Annotated in this window: 19 protein-coding genes and 1 pseudogene; 12 read left to right on the forward strand and 8 right to left on the reverse strand. The window is 43.2% G+C overall.

Translation table 11 applies throughout. The features are described from left to right. Nucleotides 1-10 precede the first annotated feature (10 nt). Nucleotides 11-1,372 (forward strand): glycoside hydrolase family 28 protein, encoded by a 1,362-nt coding sequence (locus MHB56_RS24005; RefSeq protein WP_339281903.1) that lies wholly within the window; start codon nucleotides 11-13, stop codon nucleotides 1,370-1,372. Between the two features lie 39 nt (nucleotides 1,373-1,411). Then, the gene (locus tag MHB56_RS24010) at nucleotides 1,412-2,368 is read left to right on the forward strand and encodes a pectinesterase family protein (RefSeq protein WP_341144084.1); all 957 of its coding nucleotides are present in this window, start codon (nucleotides 1,412-1,414) and stop codon (nucleotides 2,366-2,368) included. Nucleotides 2,369-2,456: 88 nt separating this feature from the next. Here MHB56_RS24010 and MHB56_RS24015 read toward each other — a convergent pair whose 3' ends face one another. Both MHB56_RS24015 and MHB56_RS24020 read right to left on the reverse strand, forming a co-directional pair. Then, nucleotides 2,457-3,455: an NADP-dependent oxidoreductase gene (locus tag MHB56_RS24015; protein ID WP_076191243.1), complete on the reverse strand. Its 999-nt coding sequence runs from the start codon at nucleotides 3,453-3,455 to the stop codon at nucleotides 2,457-2,459. An 18-nt stretch (nucleotides 3,456-3,473) separates the two neighbouring features. After that, a complete protein-coding gene (locus tag MHB56_RS24020; protein WP_076124989.1) occupies nucleotides 3,474-3,938 on the reverse strand; it encodes a MerR family transcriptional regulator in 465 nt (154 codons plus the stop codon). Nucleotides 3,939-4,114: 176 nt separating this feature from the next. Here MHB56_RS24020 and MHB56_RS24025 point away from each other — a divergent pair, with 176 nt between their 5' ends. The 5 genes from MHB56_RS24025 to MHB56_RS24045 all read left to right on the forward strand — a co-directional run bounded on the left by MHB56_RS24025 (nucleotide 4,115) and on the right by MHB56_RS24045 (nucleotide 11,366). Then, nucleotides 4,115-4,966, forward strand: coding sequence for an SDR family NAD(P)-dependent oxidoreductase (locus MHB56_RS24025; protein WP_339281905.1), 852 nt, complete (start codon nucleotides 4,115-4,117; stop codon nucleotides 4,964-4,966). A gap of 174 nt (nucleotides 4,967-5,140) precedes the next feature. After that, nucleotides 5,141-7,045: an ATP-dependent DNA helicase gene (locus tag MHB56_RS24030; RefSeq protein WP_370510779.1), complete on the forward strand. Its 1,905-nt coding sequence runs from the start codon at nucleotides 5,141-5,143 to the stop codon at nucleotides 7,043-7,045. A gap of 219 nt (nucleotides 7,046-7,264) precedes the next feature. Continuing rightward, nucleotides 7,265-8,308, forward strand: a complete 1,044-nt coding sequence (locus tag MHB56_RS24035; RefSeq protein ID WP_076308269.1) for a YeiH family protein — start codon at nucleotides 7,265-7,267, stop codon at nucleotides 8,306-8,308. Nucleotides 8,309-8,418: 110 nt separating this feature from the next. After that, entirely contained in the window at nucleotides 8,419-9,228 is an 810-nt protein-coding gene (locus MHB56_RS24040; RefSeq protein WP_076124994.1) for a MerR family transcriptional regulator, read from the forward strand. 200 nt (nucleotides 9,229-9,428) lie between these two features. Further along, nucleotides 9,429-11,366 (forward strand): FAD-dependent oxidoreductase, encoded by a 1,938-nt coding sequence (locus MHB56_RS24045; RefSeq protein ID WP_076304407.1) that lies wholly within the window; start codon nucleotides 9,429-9,431, stop codon nucleotides 11,364-11,366. 77 nt (nucleotides 11,367-11,443) lie between these two features. Here the strand turns inward: MHB56_RS24045 and MHB56_RS24050 are convergent, their stop codons facing one another. Continuing rightward, nucleotides 11,444-11,860 carry a MarR family winged helix-turn-helix transcriptional regulator gene (locus MHB56_RS24050; protein ID WP_038569750.1) on the reverse strand — a complete coding sequence of 139 codons (417 nt, stop codon included), beginning with the start codon at nucleotides 11,858-11,860 and terminating at the stop codon, nucleotides 11,444-11,446. A 135-nt stretch (nucleotides 11,861-11,995) separates the two neighbouring features. On the opposite strand from MHB56_RS24050, the gene MHB56_RS24055 reads away from it, so the two are divergent. Continuing rightward, nucleotides 11,996-12,457 carry a DUF2798 domain-containing protein gene (locus MHB56_RS24055; protein ID WP_076124997.1) on the forward strand — a complete coding sequence of 154 codons (462 nt, stop codon included), beginning with the start codon at nucleotides 11,996-11,998 and terminating at the stop codon, nucleotides 12,455-12,457. A gap of 107 nt (nucleotides 12,458-12,564) precedes the next feature. Here the strand turns inward: MHB56_RS24055 and MHB56_RS24060 are convergent, their stop codons facing one another. After that, nucleotides 12,565-13,506 (reverse strand): MerR family transcriptional regulator, encoded by a 942-nt coding sequence (locus MHB56_RS24060; RefSeq protein ID WP_341144085.1) that lies wholly within the window; start codon nucleotides 13,504-13,506, stop codon nucleotides 12,565-12,567. A 345-nt stretch (nucleotides 13,507-13,851) separates the two neighbouring features. Here MHB56_RS24060 and MHB56_RS24065 point away from each other — a divergent pair, with 345 nt between their 5' ends. Beyond that, entirely contained in the window at nucleotides 13,852-15,648 is a 1,797-nt protein-coding gene (locus tag MHB56_RS24065; protein WP_341144086.1) for a methyl-accepting chemotaxis protein, read from the forward strand. Between the two features lie 460 nt (nucleotides 15,649-16,108). On the opposite strand, the gene MHB56_RS24070 is transcribed toward MHB56_RS24065, so the two are convergent. From MHB56_RS24070 to MHB56_RS29895, 3 genes and pseudogenes are all read right to left on the reverse strand, one after another. Further along, the gene (locus tag MHB56_RS24070; protein WP_341086113.1) at nucleotides 16,109-16,996 is read right to left on the reverse strand and encodes an NAD-dependent epimerase/dehydratase family protein; all 888 of its coding nucleotides are present in this window, start codon (nucleotides 16,994-16,996) and stop codon (nucleotides 16,109-16,111) included. Nucleotides 16,997-17,463: 467 nt separating this feature from the next. Next, nucleotides 17,464-18,357 carry a sigma factor-like helix-turn-helix DNA-binding protein gene (locus tag MHB56_RS24075; protein WP_445667763.1) on the reverse strand — a complete coding sequence of 298 codons (894 nt, stop codon included), beginning with the start codon at nucleotides 18,355-18,357 and terminating at the stop codon, nucleotides 17,464-17,466. After that, a pseudogene (locus tag MHB56_RS29895) lies at nucleotides 18,352-18,456 on the reverse strand (sigma factor); the annotation flags it as partial. The pseudogene MHB56_RS29895 and the gene MHB56_RS24075, both read right to left, overlap by 6 nt. 243 nt (nucleotides 18,457-18,699) lie before the next feature. Between MHB56_RS29895 and clpP the strand changes: the two are divergent. Together clpP and MHB56_RS24085 are read left to right on the forward strand one after the other, a co-directional pair. Beyond that, nucleotides 18,700-19,281, forward strand: a complete 582-nt coding sequence (gene clpP, locus MHB56_RS24080; protein WP_036679301.1) for an ATP-dependent Clp endopeptidase proteolytic subunit ClpP — start codon at nucleotides 18,700-18,702, stop codon at nucleotides 19,279-19,281. Nucleotides 19,282-19,302: 21 nt separating this feature from the next. Next, on the forward strand, nucleotides 19,303-19,509 hold the full coding sequence (locus MHB56_RS24085) for a hypothetical protein (protein WP_076125006.1): 207 nt from the start codon (nucleotides 19,303-19,305) through the stop codon (nucleotides 19,507-19,509). 48 nt (nucleotides 19,510-19,557) lie between these two features. On the opposite strand, the gene MHB56_RS24090 is transcribed toward MHB56_RS24085, so the two are convergent. Next, on the reverse strand, nucleotides 19,558-20,553 hold the full coding sequence (locus MHB56_RS24090) for a LacI family DNA-binding transcriptional regulator (RefSeq protein ID WP_340395369.1): 996 nt from the start codon (nucleotides 20,551-20,553) through the stop codon (nucleotides 19,558-19,560). A gap of 274 nt (nucleotides 20,554-20,827) precedes the next feature. On the opposite strand from MHB56_RS24090, the gene MHB56_RS24095 reads away from it, so the two are divergent. Continuing rightward, complete coding sequence (locus MHB56_RS24095; protein WP_081383157.1) at nucleotides 20,828-22,576, forward strand: glycoside hydrolase family 13 protein; 1,749 nt, start codon at nucleotides 20,828-20,830, stop codon at nucleotides 22,574-22,576. Nucleotides 22,577-22,715 lie beyond the last annotated feature (139 nt).

Consider the following 22,715-nt stretch of genomic DNA (forward strand, 5'->3'; position numbering starts at 1 on the left):
GGGCTTATGAATGTTGATCTACAATATTGAGGATTTTGGAGCGCTTAAGAATAGTAAAAAGTTAGCGACTGAAGCGATAACGCGTGCGATTGAAGCGGCAAATAAAGCCGGTGGAGGAACCGTTTATGTACCGGCTGGTACGTTCTTAACCGGTGCAATTCATATGAAAAGCAATATCGAATTGAATTTAAATCCTGGTGCCATTCTTTCATTCAGTACGAACCCGGAGGATTACCCTGCAGTGGAATGCAGATGGGAAGGAGTGAAGCAGCAGGTTCATTCACCTTGTATTTATGGAAGAGAGTTAGTTAATGTATCGATCACTGGCAGCGGAATGATTAACGGAAATGGTGAACTCTGGTGGGATAAGTTTCGGAACCGCCGGGAAGAGCTGCAGTATCCCCGGCCGACTCTAATCGGCTTGGACAGATGTCAGCGGGTAACCCTTAAAGATATCGCGCTGGTCAATTCTCCAAGCTGGACCGTTAATCCGATAGGCTGTTACAATGTGACTATTGATAATATTTCCATTCTGAACCCGGCCGACTCTCCGAATACAGATGGCATTAATCCAGAGTCTTGCACCAATGTGCGAATTAGCAATTGCAATATTGATGTCGGTGATGACTGCATTGCGATCAAGGCAGGAACTGAGGACACCAAAGAACGAGTTCCTTGTGAGAATATTACGATCACCAACTGCACTATGGTACATGGACACGGGGGTGTCGTACTCGGTAGTGAAATGAGTGGAGATATTCGTAATGTCACGATTAGTAATTGTGTGTTTAAACAAACCGATCGTGGAATCCGGATGAAATCAAGACGGGGACGCGGGGGAACGATTGAAGATATTCGGATCAGCAATATTGTAATGGAGGACGTTATTTGTCCGTTTACTCTAAATCTATATTATTTCTGTGGACCACGCGGGAAAGAAAAATATGTGTGGGATAAAAATCCTTATCCGATTACAGAGGAAACGCCGTGTTTTAGACGCATTCATTTTGCCAATATTACCGCACGTAATGTTCATGCCGCAGCGGGTTTCTTATACGGGCTTGCGGAGCAGTATGTATCCGAGATTACGTTTACCAATGTGGACATCTCCATGGCGACGAATGCAATTCCCGGCCATCCAGACATGATGACAGGGATCGAAAACATGAATAATCGGGGGTTTTTCCTCGGGAATGCAAGAGATGTTCAATTTCATCAGGTGACGATTGAGAACCATGAAGGGCCTGCTTTTTACATTGAAAATGGAGAAGCTGTAGAGATCATAGATTGTCGATCAAAAAACACGAAGAAGCCGGAAAAATTAGTAGAACAAGCTACAGTGTCACCTGAAGCACAGAATGTCTGTCCATAAGAGAAAGTCATCAATTTATTGAAAGGAAAAGAATCCACTATGCTTGTTGTAGGAAAAGAATCCTTTTGCGCTTATCACACGATTCAAGAGGCGATAGATTCACTAGAGCAGGGGCCATCCGGTCAAGCGGATACGCTTTATATTTTGTCAGGGGTCTATAAAGAGGCAGTGCGGATTTATCGTTCTAATCTTACGATCATAGGGATTGGCTACGTGGAGATTGTTATGAATCGTTACGCGAAAGAGCGTGATGAAGCGGGCGAAGAAATCAATACATTCTCTACACCAACGTTATTTCTGGGCGGGAGCCATCTGGTCTTGGAAAATCTGGTGATTACCAATAATGCAGGGCAGGGTGAAAATATCGGGCAGGCCGTAGCTGTGTATGCTAATTGTGATCAAACCGTATTCAGAAATTGTACTTTAAAAGGGTATCAGGACACGTTGTTCACGGGACCTTTGCCACCTGCACCCAAAGAGCGATCTACGTTTGGAGGTATACCACTGAGAGAACACCATGCCCAATATCGGCAGTTGTATCAGCATTGCTATATAGAGGGAACAGTGGACTTTATATTTGGTGGGGCTACAGCATATTTTGACAGATGTGAAATTCGCAGCTTGCGTCATAGTGAGAATCAAGCAGGTTATATTACGGCTGCCTCCACACCTGAGGGACAATCGTATGGTTATATTTTTAAAAATTGCTTTTTAACAGCTGCTCCTGATATTGCTCCGGTGTTTCTGGGCCGTCCTTGGCGTGAGTATGCTAAAACCGTATTTGTAGATTGCCAGTTGGGTGCACATATACATCCACTTGGCTGGGATAACTGGAACAACACCGCTAATGAACAAACCGTTAGTTATAAGGAATATGGCGTGAAGGATGCAATTCCCCTGAGTAAGCAACGTGTGTCTTGGGCAGATTGCTTTGAAGATGGGGACGAGACACTGGATAAAGAGTTTGTTTTTGCTGGAACGGATTTTTGGAAATAGATACTTTAATTAATGCGTACACAAATAAAAAACGGTAGTCTAGACAGAAGCCTAAAGTCTTAGACTGCCGTTTTATTTATATGTTGTATCACTTTATTTTTAATATGATCTTTCCTTTAGCTCTGCCCGATTCGGAATACTCCATCGCTTTCTGCGCTTCTACAAAAGGAAACACTTGATCAATAACAGGTTTTATTTGTCCGGATTCAATAAGCTCTGAAATGATTTCTAATTGACTGCCACTTGGTTTCATGAACAGAAAGCTGTATTTAACCTTGTACTTTGCCTCTAATTTGCTCAGCTTCCGGGTAATCAAGCGAAAAATATTAGTTTTTATGAACCCAGCTCCATACTCTTTTCCGAAGCGTGCATTAGGCAACCCTGAAACCGATACAATTTGTCCTCCCTGTTTGACTGTTTTAAAAGCTTTTTCTAATGTTTCACCGCCAATGGTATCGAATACTCCATCATAATTTTGTGAAATCTTATCAAATGCTTCGGTTTTATAATTGATAATTTGATCGGCTCCAAGTGACTTGACCAATTCTGCTCCAGCATCGCTTGTAGTAGTAGCCACGTATATCCCCATCGCTTTGGCAAGTTGGATAGCAAAGGTGCCAACACCGCCCGCTCCCGCTTGAATCAATACCTTTTGTCCTGCCGTTAGCTGTAATATATCATGTAAAGCTTGATAAGAAGTAAGCCCGACTAATGGGATGGATGCAGCTTCCTCAAAGGAAAGATTGTGAGGTTTGAGAGCTATATCCTCTTCATGTACGGAGATATATTCTGCGAAGGTTCCGATTCTATCTTTTCTGGGCCGTCCGTAAATCTCATCACCTATCTTGAATTTTTTAACATTCTTTCCTACTTGGATGACAATCCCTGAAAAATCATTTCCTAAAACTAGGGGCATGTTGTATTTCAACAGCGTACGTACTTTGCCATCCCGCACTTTGAAATCGATAGGATTAATACTTGCTGCGTGGATCTCTGCCAATACATCGTAATCACCCACTGCGGGTGTTGGGATATCGGCTAGTTGAAGAGGGGAATTCCCGTATTTTTTTATGATCATTGCTTTCATCCTAAAAACTCCAATTCATTAATTATTCATTTTTGCTGATCCAGAAAAATAACTCATCTCAACAGGGGAGATGTTTTTTGATTTCGATTTGTCCTCGCTTTTATCTGAGCAGTCTCGGCGATATTTCCCTTGTTCCAGCTTCATATCAATAAAATCGACAACCTGCTGCAGCGAGGAGATTTGGCTGACGATGTTTTCTCGATGGTTTCTTAAATGCTCCACCAGTTCAGGATAATCCGCGGGATCAGCGTCGGCGGAGACCGCCAAAAATGGCTGCATTTCCTGCAAGGGCATGCCTGTTTTTTTGAGGCAGGATAGCAGCAGGATTGTATCTATGTCTTCCTGCCGGTAAACGCGGTGCCCGTTGTCCTTCCGGTCCGCCCGGGGAAGCAGCGCGATCTTTTCGTAATAGCGGATTGTATCCTCGGATATTCCGGTTTGCACGGCGGTTTCTTTTATCGTAAACGTTTGCTCTGCCTTCATACTGTACCTCCTGGAGATTGCTTTGTGTGTGCATTATACAACTTGGAGCTGACTCCAAGTCAAGACCTTATCTCTGGGACAAAATCTTTTTATTACGCCTTGACTTGGAGTCGACTCCAATTAATAAAATGTGCGTTATAAGAAGAAGATATCCCGAATTCAGGAGGAGATTTACAATGAGCACACAGCAACGTGAAAATATCGCATTGATTACAGGCGCTAACGCCGGGATTGGATTGGAATTAACTCGAAAATTGCTAGCGGAGGATTGGCAGGTGGTTGCTTTGAACCGTTCCGGTTTTCCAGCCGATGATGAGAACATCCAAAAAGCCATCAAAAACGGCTGGCTTCGTATTTATAAAACAACCGATCTCGCGGATTTTCCCAGCTTGAGAGGGACACTGGAAGAGATCAAAGGCAAGGAGCAGCGGATCGATATTTTGTTCAACAATGCCGGCGGGAGCTTCCCTGAACTGAGCTATTCGACACAGGGGCGCGAAAAGCACTATGAGTTGATGACCGTTGTGCCGTATATTATTTTAATGGAATTGAAGGATATCCTACAAAAAGGACGCTTAAAAACGGTGATCAACACCTCATCCTCCGCGCTTAAGTTTACGAAAGAGTTTACGATTGAAATCCTGGAGCGTCCCACCACCTTCCGCAAGCTGCTTGGTCCTTACGCCACCTCAAAGCTGGCATTATCGTTATGGACACAGGCCGCTGCGCCGCAGCTTGCTAACGAGGGCATCATGATTCGCAGTGTTGATCCGGGTAGCAATAACACGCTGCGAAAAGGAAAAAATTCTGGACTGCCTCTAATAGTTAAACCGTTGATGAAGCTGTTTTTCTCTCCGCCTACCCACGGCGCCGACCAATTGTATGAGGGTGCTCTGGGAGAACACCGTGGGGAGACGGGGGTATTTCTTCGGAAAGGCCAGGTTGCGGATTTGAAATTTAAGGATCAAGCCAGGAATGTTTTGGAAAGGATTAATGATATTTACGAAAAAGAGTATCTTCGTTATTAATCAGATCTTTAGTTGTCTCTAATTATTTTTTGTAATTCCTCCAAACGTATGAGATAATAGAGTTTTTCCGTTGATTCTATTTTTCATGGCATGGTAGAGATGCCTGATCAAATATTGGAGGTAGGCTTGTTGGCGAAACAGTATCCTTTTGAATATGATCGGACCAAACCTTTTATGGAGCAAGTAGGGGAATGGGTCGGAGATGTATTCTATGAAATTCTTCCTGAGGCTGGATTTGAAGTACGTGATGAACAGATATATATGGCCTTTCAGGTAGAGCGGGCTTTTGCCGAGAAAAAGACGATTTTTGCTGAAGCAGGGGTCGGAACAGGCAAGACATTAGTGTATTTGTTGTATAGCATTTGTTATGCGCGTTATATGGGCAAACCTGCGATTATTGCATGTGCGGACGAGTCCTTGATTGAGCAGCTTGTGAAACCGGAAGGCGATATCGCCAAGCTTGCGAAGCATCTGAACATGAATATTGATGCCAGACTAGCGAAATCTCCGGATAAATATATGTGTCTGAAAAAGCTGGATCAGGCTCGGAACCATGATGATGAAAGCTTACCACTGGAGAGCTTGTACAGTACATTACCTGATTTTGTACATTCACATGCACCGATGCAGCAATTCCATGCTTATGGAGACCGCAGAGATTACCCTGATCTGAATGACGAACAATGGAACAAGATTAACTGGGATACGTTTCAGGACTGCTTTACTTGCGATATGCGTCACCGCTGCGGGCAGACCTTGTCCCGTGATCATTACCGGAAATCAAGTGATCTGATCATTTGTTCCCACGATTATTACATGGAGCATATTTGGACCTATGAAGCGCGTAAGCGGGAAGGGCAAATCCCTTTGCTTCCGGATCACTGTGCGGTTGTATTCGATGAAGGACATTTATTAGAATCAGCGGCCATGAAGGCGCTTGGCTATAAGATGAAGCATGTCGTCTTTGAAGAATTGATTTCTCGCCTGCTACAGAATGAAATCCGTGAAACGCTGGCGGTTCTGATTGATGAAGCGATCATGCAAAGTGAGCAAATGTTCAAAGCGATTCGCCGTCAATGCCGAAACATACCGGGATCAGATCGGAAAAGCATTGCGCTGAATGCTTCATTGATTCGTGAGGTACACCGGATGCGGAGTGTAATTGCTGCTATCGAAGAAGAATTAGTATTCGAGAGCGGACTCTACACGATTGATGAATACCAACTGCGAATTGTGGAGGAACGTTTGGAGACCATAGAGATCGCTTTGCGATTGTTTGAGGATTCGGGAGCTCTAATCTGCTGGGCGACAGAAGAAAGTGATGGTCTAACGCTGTCGGTCATGCCACGAAATGTCAAAGAGGTACTTCAAGACAGCCTGTTCACGCAAAAAATGCCAATCGTATTCTCATCGGCTACATTGTCTGTGGATAAATCATTCCAATACTTGAAGGACAGTCTTGGGATACAAGATTTTTTATCCTTCTCTGTAGACTCACCTTATGACTATGAGCACCAGATGAATGTCTATGTGCCAGAGCTTCAGAGTGGGGATTTTGCTGAGAAAATGGAAATTTCCCTGAAGCTTATTCAGCGGACTGAAGGTAGAGCGCTGCTACTGTTCCGTACTCGTGAAGAGCTTCTGCAGTTCAAGCAGCTTAACTCGTTACGACCGGAAAGCAGTTCATATTCATTTTTATATGAAGGGGATCAAGAAATCAGCTATTTAATTTCGGCGTTCCAACGGGATGAGCATAGCGTGTTATGTGCGGTCACCTTATGGGAGGGGCTAGACATTCCTGGACCTTCATTATCTAATGTGATCATATGGTCGCTGCCGTATCCTCCGCTTGATCCAGTGTTTATGGCAAAACGGGCGGAAACCTCCACTCCCTTTGAAGATGTGGATTTGCCTTACATGCTGTTAAGACTCAAACAAGGGATGGGGCGGCTGATTCGAACCGGTACAGATCAAGGAATTGTAACTGTACTTGCGGAAGAGGAAGGGCAACATCCGGTACACGAATATATAACTTCTGTACTTCCAAAAGGGACTCGACTACAGAAGCTGGAAGCTTAAATATCACTAACGATTATAATTGCTCCTTTGGTGAGGCAGATGCTACGGCATTTATGTTTCACTCGAAGGAGCTTTTTTTGTCTAAAATTAAGCATAAGTATTCCTAATCTTACGGATAGGATATTGGTATTTAACTTCCGAGCGGTGTCGTATTATTGTTGAGTCATGGGATGTATTTATACAGCATCATCTAGAGATTCATCAAGGAGTGTATACGACATGGGTCAATCAGAAGGTTTGTATCAACCAGATCACAACAAAAAGGTTGGGTTTGCATTTGGGATAGGGCTAACCTTAGTTATCGCATTATTGGCGAAATTTTTAGCGGGTTTTCCATTCCTATCTATTATGGGGCAATTGGTCATTGCCATCTTAATCGGGATTATTTGGCGAGCTACGATAGGAGTGCCAAATAGCATCACACATGGCACCGATTTTTCCAGTAAAAAACTGCTTCGTCTTGGGATTATCTTGCTCGGTATGCGGCTTAATCTAAAGGATATCGTTGCTGCAGGACCCCGGGTATTTCTTTTGGCAGTCATCGTCATTATATTTGCGATCTCCGTTGTATACGGGCTGGCACGACTGTTCAAAGTAGATAAGCGCCTCAGTATCTTAACTGCCTGCGGAACTGCGATTTGCGGTGCGGCAGCGGTGGTTGCCATCGCTCCACAGATAAAAGCCAAAGATGACGAAACTGCCATTGGTGCAGCTATAGTAGCTATATTAGGCACAATATTTACACTGCTGTACACATTTTTATATCCTTTTCTCGGCTTATCAGATTTAGGTTATGGGGTATTCTCAGGAGCGACTTTACATGAAATTGCTCACGTTATCGCGGCTGCGGATGCTGGTGGAAATGCTGCCGTTGATATGGCGGTCATCGTTAAATTAACCCGGGTGGCTTTACTTGTGCCGGTGGCTATTTTAATTGGGATTTGGTCCAATCGTGAAGAAAGAAAAGTGCAAGGTGGAGCGGCAAAAGCTTCGTGGAAAAGCATTCCAATCCCTTGGTTTATTCTAGGATTTCTAGTTGTCAGTGGTGTGAATTCGTTAGGAATCGTCTCCGCATCAGTAGCCAATGGGATCGTTACGATTGCTTATATGTTAATCGCTATGGCGATGGCAGGGCTTGGATTAAACGTTGATTTGGCGGCATTTAGACGGCTTGGAATGAAGTCTTTTGCAGCGGGACTTATAGGTTCGGTCATGTTATCTTTAGTTGGATTTATGTTAGTTCACTTACTTGCGCTAGCGTAGTTAGCATGTACACCCTGAGTATGAAATGAGTTACTTCATATCCAAACAGCATCCTTCTCTTTATCATTTAGTGTGGTAGGATATGCATGAAATGAATGGAGGGACTTCAAGTGAAGTATTGCATAGGTGAATTTGCTTCCATTCTCGGGGTAACTGCGGATACGCTGAGATTATACGAGAAACATGATATTGTTAGGCCTACAAAAGATAACAGCAATAATTATAGATATTTTAATGATTTAGATGCAAGGGATCTGTTAATGAGCAGATGGTATCGCAGTATGGAAATTCCATTGCCCGAAGTGGCACTTCTGATGAAGGATTCCTCTATTGAGCAAGTTATGGGATTGATGCAGCAGTCTCAGCAGAGTTTAGAAGAAGAGATTAAGCAAAAGACGATGCTGCTAAACAAGATGAATGAAATTCATAAAGAGCTTAAGGAAATAGAGTCCTCATTATATATATGTAAACTTAAACAACTGCCAGGCATGTACAGGCTTAAGCAAACGGATAAAAATGCATTATTAAAAAATGATATCGTAAAAAGCCTCGTCAACACTTGGATGGATAGGCTTCCTTATGCGTTTTATTCTTTTAAGATTGAGGACGCGGGGGTGTTATCCGGTGATAATAACTTTGACTATAGCTGGGGGCTTACCTTACCCGAGGAGGAAGTGCAGAAATTTGCAATGGATATCGATGAATATGTAGAGTACATTAGCCCGAGTACCTGTATTTCTGCTATCATGTTATCTACGGATGGACATTATATCACGAAGAAATCTTTGCAGTTTATGATAGATTACATCGAAGCAAATGGTTATACCATAGCGGGTGATGTGGTGGGTAAATTAATGCTTACTGAAAAAATAGAAGGCAATAACCGCTCATATTTGGAAGTGAATATTCCAATTGTATAAGTTTATTTTTATAAACACCTGCTCTAAGAGCGGGTGTTTTTTCTTTTTGGACAAGAATTGGACATTGACCTTGGTGCTGCACCAATGTTTATACTTCGGTATATAGCTTGGCAACGTTCGGTAGATATGTATAGATATGAATGTGAAAAATATCACGTTCTTGGCGAGCTATAAGATATTAGATACTGGGGGAGAAGAGAATGCGCAACAGAAATTTCACCAAGAAAATGCTCATGTTAACTTTTTGTATGGTGCTGATCGTTTCCATGCTGAGCGGATGCAAAGGAAATGGGGAGTCGGCAAATTCGTCATCATCATCTTTTAAAGCCGGTACATTCGCAGGGGAAGCGGAAGGCAAAGAGGGCGTGATTAAAGTAGAAGTCACTATGGATGAGCCAGATAAAATTAAAGATATTAAGATCGTAAGCCAGTCAGAAACGGGTGGTCTAGGCGATAATGCACTTGAAAAAATAAAAGATCAAATTCTGGAAGGACAAACCTTGGCAGTAGATGCTGTTAGTGGTGCGAGTCTTTCCAGTGAAGCAATGCTCGCGGCAGTTGAAGATGCCGTAACCAAAGGTGGAGGAAATCTGGAAGTCCTTAAAGCCGGTGGCGTGCAAAAAGCAGGTGAAGGTAAAACGGAAAAGCTTGAATCAGACGTAGTGGTAGTAGGCGCCGGTGCATCTGGTGTGTCCGCAGCGGTAACCGCTGCTGATAAAGGTGCCAAGGTTATTATTATCGAAAAGACAGGAGTTATCGGGGGAGCAAGTAATCTATCCTGGGCCGGTAAGTTCTATAATTCTTCCGCAGCTACTGACAATAATCTTAAAGTAAATGTGGAAAAAGAAATTGCCGATTGGATTGTCAACAATCACTGGAGAGTTGACGCTGCAGCGATTAGACAATACGTAACGAAATCCGGCGAAACTTATGATTGGTTAGCAGAAAAAGGGTATAAAACCAGCTTCCTAAACTTCTTCGGAGAGCAGCTGCATGTACTGCCAGCTTATGAAACCCGAGAAGAGACCCTTCGGAAAATGTTGGCTGAATCGGTTGAACAAAAAGGTGGACAAGTGATCACCGAAACCACTGCCAAAAAGCTGATTACCAATGAAGCAGGAGAAGTTACAGGTATTGTGGCTGAGAAATCGGACGGGACTACTCTTGAAATCACAGCCAAAAGTGTCGTAATGGCAACAGGCGGTTATGCCGCAAATTCGGAAATGGTTAAAGAAGCTTTTGGTTTTGAAGGGGTTAACGGAGGACTAGGTCAGAATGTTGGGGAAGGTCTGAAGATGGCTTGGGAAGCAGGAGCCAAGGTTCCTGATAACTTCGGTGGACAAATGCTGCACCAAACATTAGCCAGAGCAACACAAGGACTAAAAACACAATATGAGCCTTTTGAAGCAAGTTATCCGCTGATGTTGACGTATCTGCCTAACTTCATGAATGTCGGTTCTTCCGGAGCACGTTTCAGAGATGAAGCAGCTACATTAACATCGGTCGCAGCAGCTAATACGAGTGCATTTAATGGTGCTTATCATATGGTTATCGTATCAAAATCTCAATTGGCTGCTCTTCAGTCCAAGGGGATGAAAGGTGTTAACGCACCAAGCCTGCCAGGAATGCCACCAGAATTTTATGCCGAATTTGCAGATCAATTCACGTTAGAGAATCCATGGGTAAATGCAGAAAAGGTGTTTGATTCTATGGTAGAAAACGGAGATGGCTTCAAAGGAAATACAATCGAAGAATTAGCAACAAATGCAGGTATGGATGTAGATGTGTTTGTAGAAAATTACAATAGTTATAAAGAAGCTACAAAAACTGGTGTGGATACTGAATTTGGTAAAGCTGCTGATTATTTAGAGCCAATGGGCGAAGAAGGACCGTATTATGCCATCGTCGCTGAAATCAACAACTTGGGTTCTGTGGGTGGCTTGCTGGTAAACACTAAGTTCCAAGTGCTAAATGATAAACGTACACCAGTAAAAGGATTGTTTGCTGTAGGGCTTGAATCGGAAGGCGTATTATTCAATGATACCTATGTGGGCAATGGGGTCGGAATTGGTTATTCCTTTACCTCAGGTCGTCTAGGTGGAGAGAGCGCGGCAAACAGTGCTTTGAAAGCTAATTAACGACAATTTCCCGGAAAATAATTCAATCTTTTTAAAGCCGCAGAGTAGACAACTCTGCGGCTTTTTTTTGCTGGAGATTAGAGCCAATCTTCTTTTAGCAAAGATTTAAGAAGCTCTACATTTGTTACTCCCAGCTTGGCAGCGATCTGCTGCTCTAATTCAATTTTGGTGATCATCATTCTGTTATTGCATTCTATACCCTTTGGAGTGAGGACAATATTTTTGTCACGCTGATTTCCTTCGACTTCAACGGCTTCAACATAACCACGGGATAACATGCCTTGAATGCTTTTATGCGTGCCCTGTCTTGAAATATGAATTATTCTACTGATTTCTGAGATCGATAACATTTCTCGGGCCTCAAGAACTGCAAGAATGTGGGATTCGGTCTTATTGATTTGATCCGGGTCTTTGTCTGTCACTATTTTACGTAAAGCTAGATGCTTCTCACTGAGTAAATCAATCAGGTTCATTTTTTGCAGCTGCTTATTCATTAGAACACTCCTAAATGATGGCTCGTTTATCCCAGTATAAGTCATTTGCGATTATTGTCAACTTGGTTGACTTGATTTGAGAATTTGTGTTATTGTAATCCAAGTTGACAATATAGAGATAAAAGGAGCTTGAAGATGGGAAGAAACAAAAAAGAAGCATTTTTATTTACGTTCATCATGTGTTTTTTGATGGTACTGGGGATGAGTATTTACAATGTAGCACTAATGGAGGGTTGGTCAGGCACGTTAGTTAAGGATGTGATTGTCGGCTACTTGCCTGCATTTATAGTTGCACTCATTCTAGATGTATTTGTTGTAGGCAAGGTTGCGAAGGGGATCGCGCATAAGCTGGTTAAAGAGAATGAGCCGATGATCAAAAAAATCATGTTTATATCCTTTTTTATGGTGACCGGAATGGTATTGTTCATGTCCTTCTATGGCGCAGTTCTCCATGTTGGATTTTCTGCTGAGCTACCAAGAGCTTATCTGTCTGCCATAGGTAAAAATTTTATTTTTGCACTTCCACTGCAAATCATTTTAGTTGGGCCGCTTACACGATTTATTTTTGTGAAAATTACTCCAGCTGTGTCTGCGTAGGGAATAAATCAATAGAAGCAATGTACAACAAAACGCTCTCCGTCTGCCCGAATAAGCAGAAGAGAGCGTTTTTTTAGATGAAAAACGTTTATCTATGGCTCGCTCGTTTACGCAAGCGCGTGAACTCTCTTTTTTACAGGTTCGAGTAGATTTAGGGCATACTCATTTCCGCTACCTTTGAGACTATCGTTACGGATATGCTCCTCCAGACATAATCTGGAATTATGATCCGCTTGATAATCAGGATGATTATCCAGATACCCCATTAGGGCTTGCCATGAGCCGTAGATATCATCAGTGCTTTCTGTCAGAGCATAGAGGCCGCCGTCGAGGCGCATTTCCTTTAGGTGAGCTGGTATCTTCACATTTTCCGGAATTGAGGCACAGAATCCATATCCGTAAGGTTTATTCTCACCACTTGGGTGCGGGTTCGTGTTGCCGCCAAACAGCCGTGCTGTGCCTAATAGTTGACTAGCTTCCAGCCATTCATTAACTGGGATCATAGCTTCATCTTCTGGTGAGGTACTAACCGCAACATTGTAGGCAAATCTCATAGCTGGAAGAGTAATGAATCTTACATGAATAGGGGTAGAGTGATTAATAGTTGGCATAGATATAACCTCCTCAGTTTCAGTCATACCATCCCATGGACTGCATGACTTTTCGTTTAGTTCAGATAATAATTGATTTGTAATGGGTTCCTCGAGATGGGCGGATATCCACTGTAAAAAGAGATGGATTTCACCTTCTCTATTTGTTAGTTCTGTTTTTTGATTGTGAATAGAAGCCGCTTGCTGGCTGAGCGCTTCGTACATGGACTGAACGGACATATTTTTAAGCACGGTTCCAATATCCTTGATGCTAATATCCAGCTTTCTTAATAATGAGGTAACCCGAATGGCGAGTATTGCTTTCTCATCATAAATCCGCCAGCCAGAGCTGCTGTCCCGCTTACTTTCAAACAATCCTTGAGCTTCCCAGTGACGCAGAGTCCGACTCGTCAGTCCGAATTGCGCAGAAAGCTTATCAATGGTAACAAATCCGCTCATAGACAACTCCCATTTCATAGTTTGATAAGGCGCCTTATGTGGATTATTTTAGCATTTAACGTTACGTCAATTGCAAGGAGAATTAATGATTGGGTATTCGAGATAATTTACATTTCTCATACAAAACATTGTCCAGTATTTAACGTCCAGCTTCTACAATCAAGATATTGGTAGAATGTACCTATTGCAATATGAGGCTTTATACGGAGGATGATATTGTTGAAAGCTAGATCTATGCATCTAACTATGAAATGGAAGTTGATTTTGAGTTTTTCCGCCGTTGTTCTTTTCTTTTTGGGAGTAGCGTTTTATCAAAATCATAAAATCAGCCAAGTGGAGATTTCTATGGAAACGCAAAAAGCTGAGATGGAAAAACGAATTACCGTGTCTATAATTACGCAACTGCTGCAGGAAATGAATGCGGTAGAATCTTCATTAGCGGGTTCGAGTGATTTGGAATTCGTCCAACCTTTTAAGGACAAGCAAACAAAGCTGACTAAAGAGTTGGCGACGGTGAATTTTGCGGCAGATTCGCCGGCATTTAAAGAGTTAGAACAATTACATAGTCAGATTGGGGAATATACGGGATATTTTGACGAATTGGTAAAGACCATAGAAGACGAGCAGCTTGATCCCATGAGTGTGCTGGAACAAATCGATGAATTACATACGAAAGCTACAGCGTTGAGTGAAGTCATGCTAGTGACTAATGAACAATTGTATACGGCAGCAGCAGAGAATGCAGAAAAAGCACAGGATTATTCTTTTGATCTGCTTAATCTGACCACCTCTATAGTTGCTTACGCAGCTGTGCTAGTGTTTATTTTCACATTAGTGATTGCGGTTATGCTCATACGTTCCTTCCTGAATCCTATTCATAAACTGCAAGTGGCTCTGCGAAAAATTGCCGAAGGAGATTTGCGTCAGCAGATTAATTCACCTTACAACGATGAGTTGGGCAGTTTGAGTCATCATTTTGATCATATGGTGGAGCGGGTCCGGGAAATGCTTCAGCATACCCAGTCAGTAGCCTCTTCGCTGGCAACTTATTCGCATTCTTTTCAAGAATCTTCATCTATAACGGCGCATACGAATCAAGATATCGTAAGCACTATACAGGAAATCTCGGTAGGCGCAGAACAGCAGGCAGGACAATCTGAGCAGAGCGCTGGCCTGATTCAGGAGCTGGAACGTGAAGTGAATGAGATCACGGAGTATACCGAGGTTATGCTGGCTACCAGTCAAACGGCTAATCACAATACTCGTAAAGGATCTGAATCCGTCATCGCCCTCCGGGAGGTGTCTGAGCATTCGCGAGAATCTGTTAATAAAGTATATCTGGCTTTAACCAAACTGAGTGATCAATCAAAGGACATCTCGCGCATCACTAAATCCATAACAGATATTTCTAATCAGACCAATATCCTCTCACTTAACGCAGCAATTGAAGCAGCCCGGGCAGGTGCCTACGGAAAAGGGTTCGCTGTCATCGCTGATGAAGTAAGACAATTATCTGTGCAAACCAAAGAGTCCTCCGTACATATCAGTCAGATTATTAGCGAGCTGCAATCCGGTATGGATGAATTCCAGCAATATATGCTGGTGACCAAAGGAAATCTTGAGGAACAGGATCATAAAGTGGCCGAAACGTTGTCCTCTTTTGTAGCGATTGATCAATCTATTGTGGAGATTAGTAAACAGATTGGGCAAATTCACGACAAAGTGGATATGACTCAGACTATGAACCGTAGACTCGCAGAGTCTGTGCATGCCGTCGCGGCCATCGCCGAGGAAACTGCGGCCGGGGTGCAAGAGGTGAACGCCTCCAGCGTACAGCAGGATCATGCTATCCGTGATATAGCCCGTCAAGCCATTGAGATTAACGAAATTTCGCAGAATTTATTCAAAGAAATCAACATTTTTAAGATTAATTCGGATGGGGACGATGGGGTCAGCGATGAAGGTGGTAGGGATACAAAGCATGCTGGCAATCCAGAAGCTGGGGACACATTAGGAGACGCATTAGGAGATGATACATTAGGTGCTGGTGATCCTCCAGATGATGGCGGTACTCCAAATGATGGTAGTACACCAAATGCAGACGGTTCTAAAGAGGGGGCTTATCTGACAATCTCTGCTTAGCTCAGCGGGAAATGGCATTCTAAGCGTAAGGTGGAGTAGAGAGTAGAGAAAAGAGTAGGGAGTAGGGAGTAGTGAGTAGAGTCTAGAGATTAGAGTTTATAGAATAGAGTTTAGAGATGAGAGATGAGAGGCTAAAGTTTAGCGCTTAGTGAGGTTCTACCTGCCGTTTTGATTTTAAGTGTATTTTATACAACTAAAAAAGTTTGTATTTAGCTTGATTAGGGTTTAGCTGTATTTAGTGCAGTTATTTCGAGGCGAAATGACGATAACGGTGGTTTAGTGGGGATATAATTGCATGAAATACAACTAAAACCAGGTGGGAGTGCACATACCTGAAAATAGTTGTATAGAGTGCAATTAACTCAACGCATAATTGTGTTTTGTTGCATGAAGAAGCTGGCTCATTCGTGGGAGTATCCACGAATGAGCCAGCTTTTTATCGTAGAAATATAATTAGTAATTAGTCCTCGTAAGTTTGATTTAGGGTGCTAACTAACTCTGGGAGCCAGTCGCTTAGAGTGAGAAACTTGTATCCCTCCGATTGAGCTTTAGCTGTATCCATAAACCAGGATTGTGTGATCCCGAATGGAGAATTATGCGCATCCGCTGTTTCGCTTTGAATGACGGCTTGTTTTCCGGTCTCTTTTTCAATCAGCGAGATAAGGTCTTTAATACTAACCTTACCGTCTGAGCAAGCGTTGAGAGGACCCGTCACCGTCGAGTTGCCGAGCCAATACAGAAAATCAGCAGCTTCGTCCGAACGGATAAAACAGATATTTGCATCTGGATTCGGAATCCCGATGGGCAGTTCGTTACGTACATGTTCAATATGAAAATGGAGTCTTCGTGTATAATCGTCAGTTCCCAGAACAATAGGAAAGCGGACAGCGGCTACCGGGAACGTAGCTTGTTGGATAAGGACAGCTTCCGCAAGTCTTTTCCCCTCCTGATAGGTGAAATCCTTTCGTCCTCCATAACGAATTGGGTACGTTTCAGGATCGAATATCTCTTCCGTCAGCGCTTGCTCACTGAAATCATAGACAGATAAACTTGAAGTCAGTATGTAACGCGTGGTTTTGCCGTCAAAAATACGGCGCGCCTGATCCGCTTCATCAGGTGAAAAACAAATATTATCGTAAACCACATCCCAACTCGTATCACCTAATGCTTGAGCGAAGGCCTCCGGTTGAGACCGATCTACCTGTATCCGGTGAACGAGATCGCCAAAAGGATCGCTTGTTTCCCCGCGCGTTAATATGGTGACTTCGTTCTTAGAATCCTCAAGCAGACGCTCGACCAAACGTTTCCCAAAAAAGCGTGTGCCGCCTAAAATAAGAATCTTCCTCATCAACCTCACTCCTTGATTGCTATTAATGGTTATTAAAACGATTGTTTTTTGGTTTGTATAAAGCTTCTGACTCATTGTAGCAGCGGGATCAGCCAGATCAGCAGCAATGTATTGAGTTTTGAGTGATACAAATTGGACTAAAGGGAAAGAGTTAGTTTGATTGTACCTCGTGCAATAGAATTCGTATTAGAGTGGAGAAAATTAGATCCTATTGCACTCTCTACAATCAATGGATGAGCAAGTGGCATTAAACTAACTTTTCACCAGAATCTATTGCAGAAAGTGCTGCAGATTCAATTTTTGCTGCCAGGACGGCGGATTCTGTTGCACAATATGCAACGTTTGTAGCTAGTTACCACAAACAGCCCAAATGTTAATTACACATTAAGCGCACTAATCACAATCATATCTGTTCGTTTTTAACGTAACGAGACACTTAGCTGCCCGAGATCCAGCTTAACGAAAAACTACGCCACCATACACATTCCTGGCGTGGTATAGTTCCAGCTGTTTGAACTGAATCCACCAGTTTGGAAGGTCTGGAAGCCTTGCAAGCTTTGGCTCGATACCGCCATTACAGGTTCCTGACTTTCGTCCGCAAATACAAGCTCGATCAGCTCGGCAATTTCCCCATGTTCATACGCGGCTGCAAGGCGGCTCAAGACGATCTGCATGGCTGTGTCCTGTGGTAAGGAAGGACCATCGGCCTGAAGAAGCTCTTGTCTTACGAGAGGGAGGGCTTGCCGGGCTCGGTGCAGAGCGGCTTTTATTGCCCCTTCTGTGGTATCGAGAATGTCGGCAGCTTCCATTGCAGAGTGTCCCAATACTTCTCGAAGCAGGAACACCGCCTGTTGCAGCGGAGACAAATGACCCTGTAGTGCTTGAAAAGCAGCTTCAATCTCAAATGAACCATACTCCGCAGAGGCCTCAGTGGGGGACTGATCCAGCTCCAATACTCGTGACAAGGTGGCTTTTCGCCGCATGATATCAATCCATGTGTTTCGGGCAATCCGAAAAAGCAATGCCTCAGGATTTGGGTGATTTGTAGAACGGGTATGATGAGTAGAATTTGTAGGAATCGTAGAATGCATTGCAGATTTTGTAGACGGTGCAGTCTTAGATGGCGTTACAGCCTTGGCTGACATTGCAGTATTAGCAGCCGTTGCAGCCGTAGAAAACGTATAGTTCATTTTATTAGTTTTATTAGTTTTATTAGTTTGATTAGTTTCAAGTTTTTGATTAGCTCCATTAGCTCTATTAGCTTCATTAGCTTTATCATTTTCAATGGTTTCTTTATTTTGTTTAACTTCATTCATTGGACTGTTCCTATTATTTGCGCTCGTTGAGTCCGAAGTCTTCATATAACCTAGGGCCTTGACCCATGTATCCTGAGCTAAATCATCGGCATCCCACGGGGATTGTGTCAATGCAAGACAATATCGCTTCAGAGCTTTCTGCAAAGACCTGGTGTTACTTTCATCCGGCGCATCTCCGGTGCTAAGCTTCTCAAGGATGATCACTCTGCATAACTCCTTTTCCAGTAAGGTGATTTCGATTACTTCTAATAATAAACGAATGAGCAGGAAATTAAGATACGCAATTTAAAAAAATAAAAATTCTCACGCCTAACGTATCCTATCCCCATACTAATCCGTTTACAGGGTAGATTTCAAAACTCTAAAACAGATGGAGGTCGAATACAGATGGCGTACGTTCCTTATGTAGTCGAACAAACGAATCAAGGTGAAAGATCTTACGATATTTATTCGCGGCTGTTGAAGGACCGGATAGTGTTCGTAGGTGCGGAAATTGAGGATCAGCTGGCTAACAGTATTGTTGCCCAGTTATTGTTTTTATCAGCAGAAGATCCGGATAAAGATATACACATGTATATTAATTGTCCAGGTGGCTCTATCACCGCAGGCTTCAGTATTTATGACACGATGCAGCTTATTAAACCGCCGGTGAATACCATTTGTACAGGAATGGCGGCTTCTTTTGGTTCTTTGTTGTTATTGGCTGGGGCCAAAGGGAAACGTTATGCCTTGCCGAATAGCGAGATTATGATTCATCAGCCGCATGGTGGGGCGCAGGGGCAAGCTAGTGACATTGCGATCAGTGCCAAACGTATTTTGAAGGCAAGGGAAGTGCTTGTGCAAATTACAGCGGACCGAACTGGGCAGACGGTAGAGAAGGTACTGCAAGATATGGATCGAGATTATTTCATGTCAGCCGATGAGGCGGTTGAATACGGAATTATCGATAAGGTCATCACAAATCTCTAAGACGAAGGAGTGAAGAAGGCTATGCTGGAGGTTTTGCAGGGAAAAGAGGTAACAATCTATTTTGTGGATGGCTCCAACGCTACAAAAGGAGTGCTGGAAACGGTAAGTGAAAAGTTCGTCAAATATCGGACGGATTTTGAAGAGTTTTATATTCCAATCAGCTCGATCTGTTCTATCTCTCTAGATACCAAAACGCGTGAACGAGCCAAAGTAGGATTCACACAATAACATCAATAACATCATCTGTATAAAAATGGGCTAGGAGCTCCTCAGCTCCTAACCCGTACTTTCCCGAATAGCCAAATAATGAGCCACATTTGCATGATGCGGCACAACGGTCTCCCCTTTAATCAGCTTGATTAAGGTTCGAGTGGCGGTCATCCCAATCTCCGTTCCTGAGTATTCAACCGAGGAAAGCTTAGGTCGAACGATAGAGGCAATGAAGCTGTTATCAAATCCGAACACGGCAACATCAGCTGGCACCCGTAGACCGTTATCGATTAAATGATTCATGGCTCCAACTGCCATCCAATCTGTAGAGCAAAACACCGCAGTAGGTAACTCCCCGCTATCCATAAGTCGGCGCATGGCGTCGCTCCCATCTTCGACGGCCATCGCACTTTCTACTACCCATTCTTTCCTTAAGGTTATGCCTGCATCCATAAGGGCTTGTAGATAGCCTTTATACCGATCCCCGCCCACTGCATTATCTCCCGAGCCACGAATCATAGCGATTTTGCGATGACCTTTTTGAATCAGATAAGTAACAGCTTCATAAGAGGCAGTTATATTGTCCAGATGAACGGAAGGAATCGTATCCACCTGCGATTGTTGCCCGACAAGCACGCAAGGTGTATTTGAGTTGCGGATGATCTCCAAATGTTCATGGTTTGGAATAGAACCCACAAATATATTTCCTTCTGTCCCCATCCGCTGGAACATCTTCAAATAATGTTGTTCACTTTCTGCACTGCCGTCCGTTAATCCGACCATAATGTCGTATCCATACAAATCCGCGAGATCGCGAATGCCAACATTGAAGTCATCCAGTACAGTGTTGCTATTCTGCGGAATGATCACACCGATCAGCTGTGTATTAGCTTTGTCCGTTTCAAGGCCGATGACATTCGAACGGTAGTTGGTTTGTTTAATAGCTTCCAGTACTCGTTTACGGACATCATCGTTAACTGGTTTGCTGTTATTGATTACCCTGGACACCGTAGAGATCGAAACGTTTGCCAATTGGGCTATATCTTTTATCTTTACCTTCAAGAAGATCACCATAACTTTCCATATGATTCACTTGGTGTTTCAACTCTCGCAAGCATATCACGGATAGCTTCAAGAATCCAAAAGATTGTTGTTGACCTAGGAAATAAAAGGTCCTATAATGATCGCTGAAGGAAAATTATTTCCTTGAAAAAAGCTTGTTTTGAACGATAAAGTTGAATTTTTGCTAAAAACAATAACTGAATTATTAATTCTAATGAATTTCGGGAAAATATTTTCCTGTGAAGGGTATATGAATACGAAGGAGCTGCATGCATTGAACAGAACATGGTGGAAAGAAGCCACAGCGTATCAAATTTACCCACGGAGCTTTATGGACAGCAATGGTGATGGTGTAGGCGATCTGCAGGGAGTCATTTCTAAACTTGATTATTTGCAGGAGCTTGGCATCAATGTCATTTGGATCTGTCCTATTTATAAATCCCCAAATGATGATAATGGTTATGATATTTCGGATTATCAGGATATTATGGCGGAGTTCGGCAGCATGGCCGACTTTGATCAGCTGCTGCACGAGGTTCATGCACGAGGCATGAAGCTGATTCTGGATCTAGTGATTAATCATACTTCGGACGAACATCCATGGTTTGTTGAAGCACGTTCAAGCAAGGATAATCCGAAGCGGGATTATTATATTTGGAGTGATCCCAAGGACGGGAAGGAGCCGAATAACTGGGAGAGTATTTTCAGCGGTTCGATTTGGGAGCTTGATCCCGCCACAGAGCAATATTTTATGCATGTATTTTCCAAAAGACAGCCAGACCTCAACTGGGAGAATCCTGAGGTGCGCCGTGAATTGTATAGCATGGTCAACTGGTGGCTGGACAAAGGAATCGACGGCTTCCGGGTGGATGCCATTTCACATATTAAAAAAATCACCGGACATCCCGATCTGCCGAATCCACAGAATCTTCCGTATGTTCCGTCTGGCGATGGGCACATGAACCGTGAAGGGATTCACGATTTCTTGCAGGAGCTCAAGCAGGAGACGTTTGACCGATATGACATCATGACAGTTGGCGAAGCGAGTGGTGTAAATGTTGATCAGGCGGAGTCGTGGGTGGGTGAAGAGCAAGGCAAATTTAATATGATTTTTCAATTCGAGCATTTAGCTCTTTGGAATAAGAGTGTGACAGGTGGATTGGATGTTCTGCAGTTAAAATCAGCGCTCTCCCGTTGGCAAAAAGGTCTTGAGGGCAGAGGCTGGAACGCATTGTTCATCGAAAATCACGACCAGCCGCGTTCAGTTTCTACTTGGGGAAATGATGGCCAGTATTGGAAAGAGTCAGCTAAATCGTTGGCTACGATGTATTTCCTGATGCAGGGAACACCATTTATTTATCAAGGTCAAGAAATTGGGATGACCAATGTAAGATTTGAATCAATGGATGATTACGATGATGTGGCGATGAAGAACTTGTATCGTTTGGAGACTGAAGCCGGTAAATCACATGAAGAAGTCATGGAGGTAATCTGGAAGAACGGTCGGGACAACTCTAGAACACCAATGCAATGGAGCGACTCTGAAAACGCTGGTTTCAGCAGCGGCAAGCCATGGATGAAGGTGAATCCGAATTATACGGAAATCAATGTGGAGCGGGCGAAGCAGGACCCTTATTCCATCTATCATCATTACAAAAAGCTTATCGCTCTTCGGGCTGCTAATCCCGTTACTGTTTACGGGACATATGATCTCATTTTGCCTGAAGATGAACGTATTTATGCTTATACGCGGACGCTTGGAAATAAAAAACTGCTGGTCATGTCTAACCTGACAGCAGAGGAAGCACTGTTTGACCTTCCATTTGATTTGGAGTTTGATACTAGTGAATTGCTCTTGCATAACTATGAGGTTGATCCTGCGGAGCCGATTGAGACTGTCGCATTACGGCCTTACGAGTCCCGTGTGTATATGCTGGTTAACGCACCTGTAGAGCAAGAGGGTAGCAGTGAACTTGTACCTGTACAAGAGGTAAGTGAAGCTTCTTTTCCAGAAACCGTTTAATATATTCATTGTAATTCAAAGCGTCCGGTTATCCGGGCGCTTTTTTTGTTGCGGTAGTGTAGGGCTCTTGCACAAAATGAATGCGCTTACTTAGGCGAGTCGTATAAAAATATTATTTTTTCTATTATTTTTGTTCCCA

Source organism: Paenibacillus sp. FSL H8-0315 (assembly GCF_038005365.1).
Lineage (GTDB): Bacteria > Bacillota > Bacilli > Paenibacillales > Paenibacillaceae > Paenibacillus_AQ > Paenibacillus_AQ odorifer.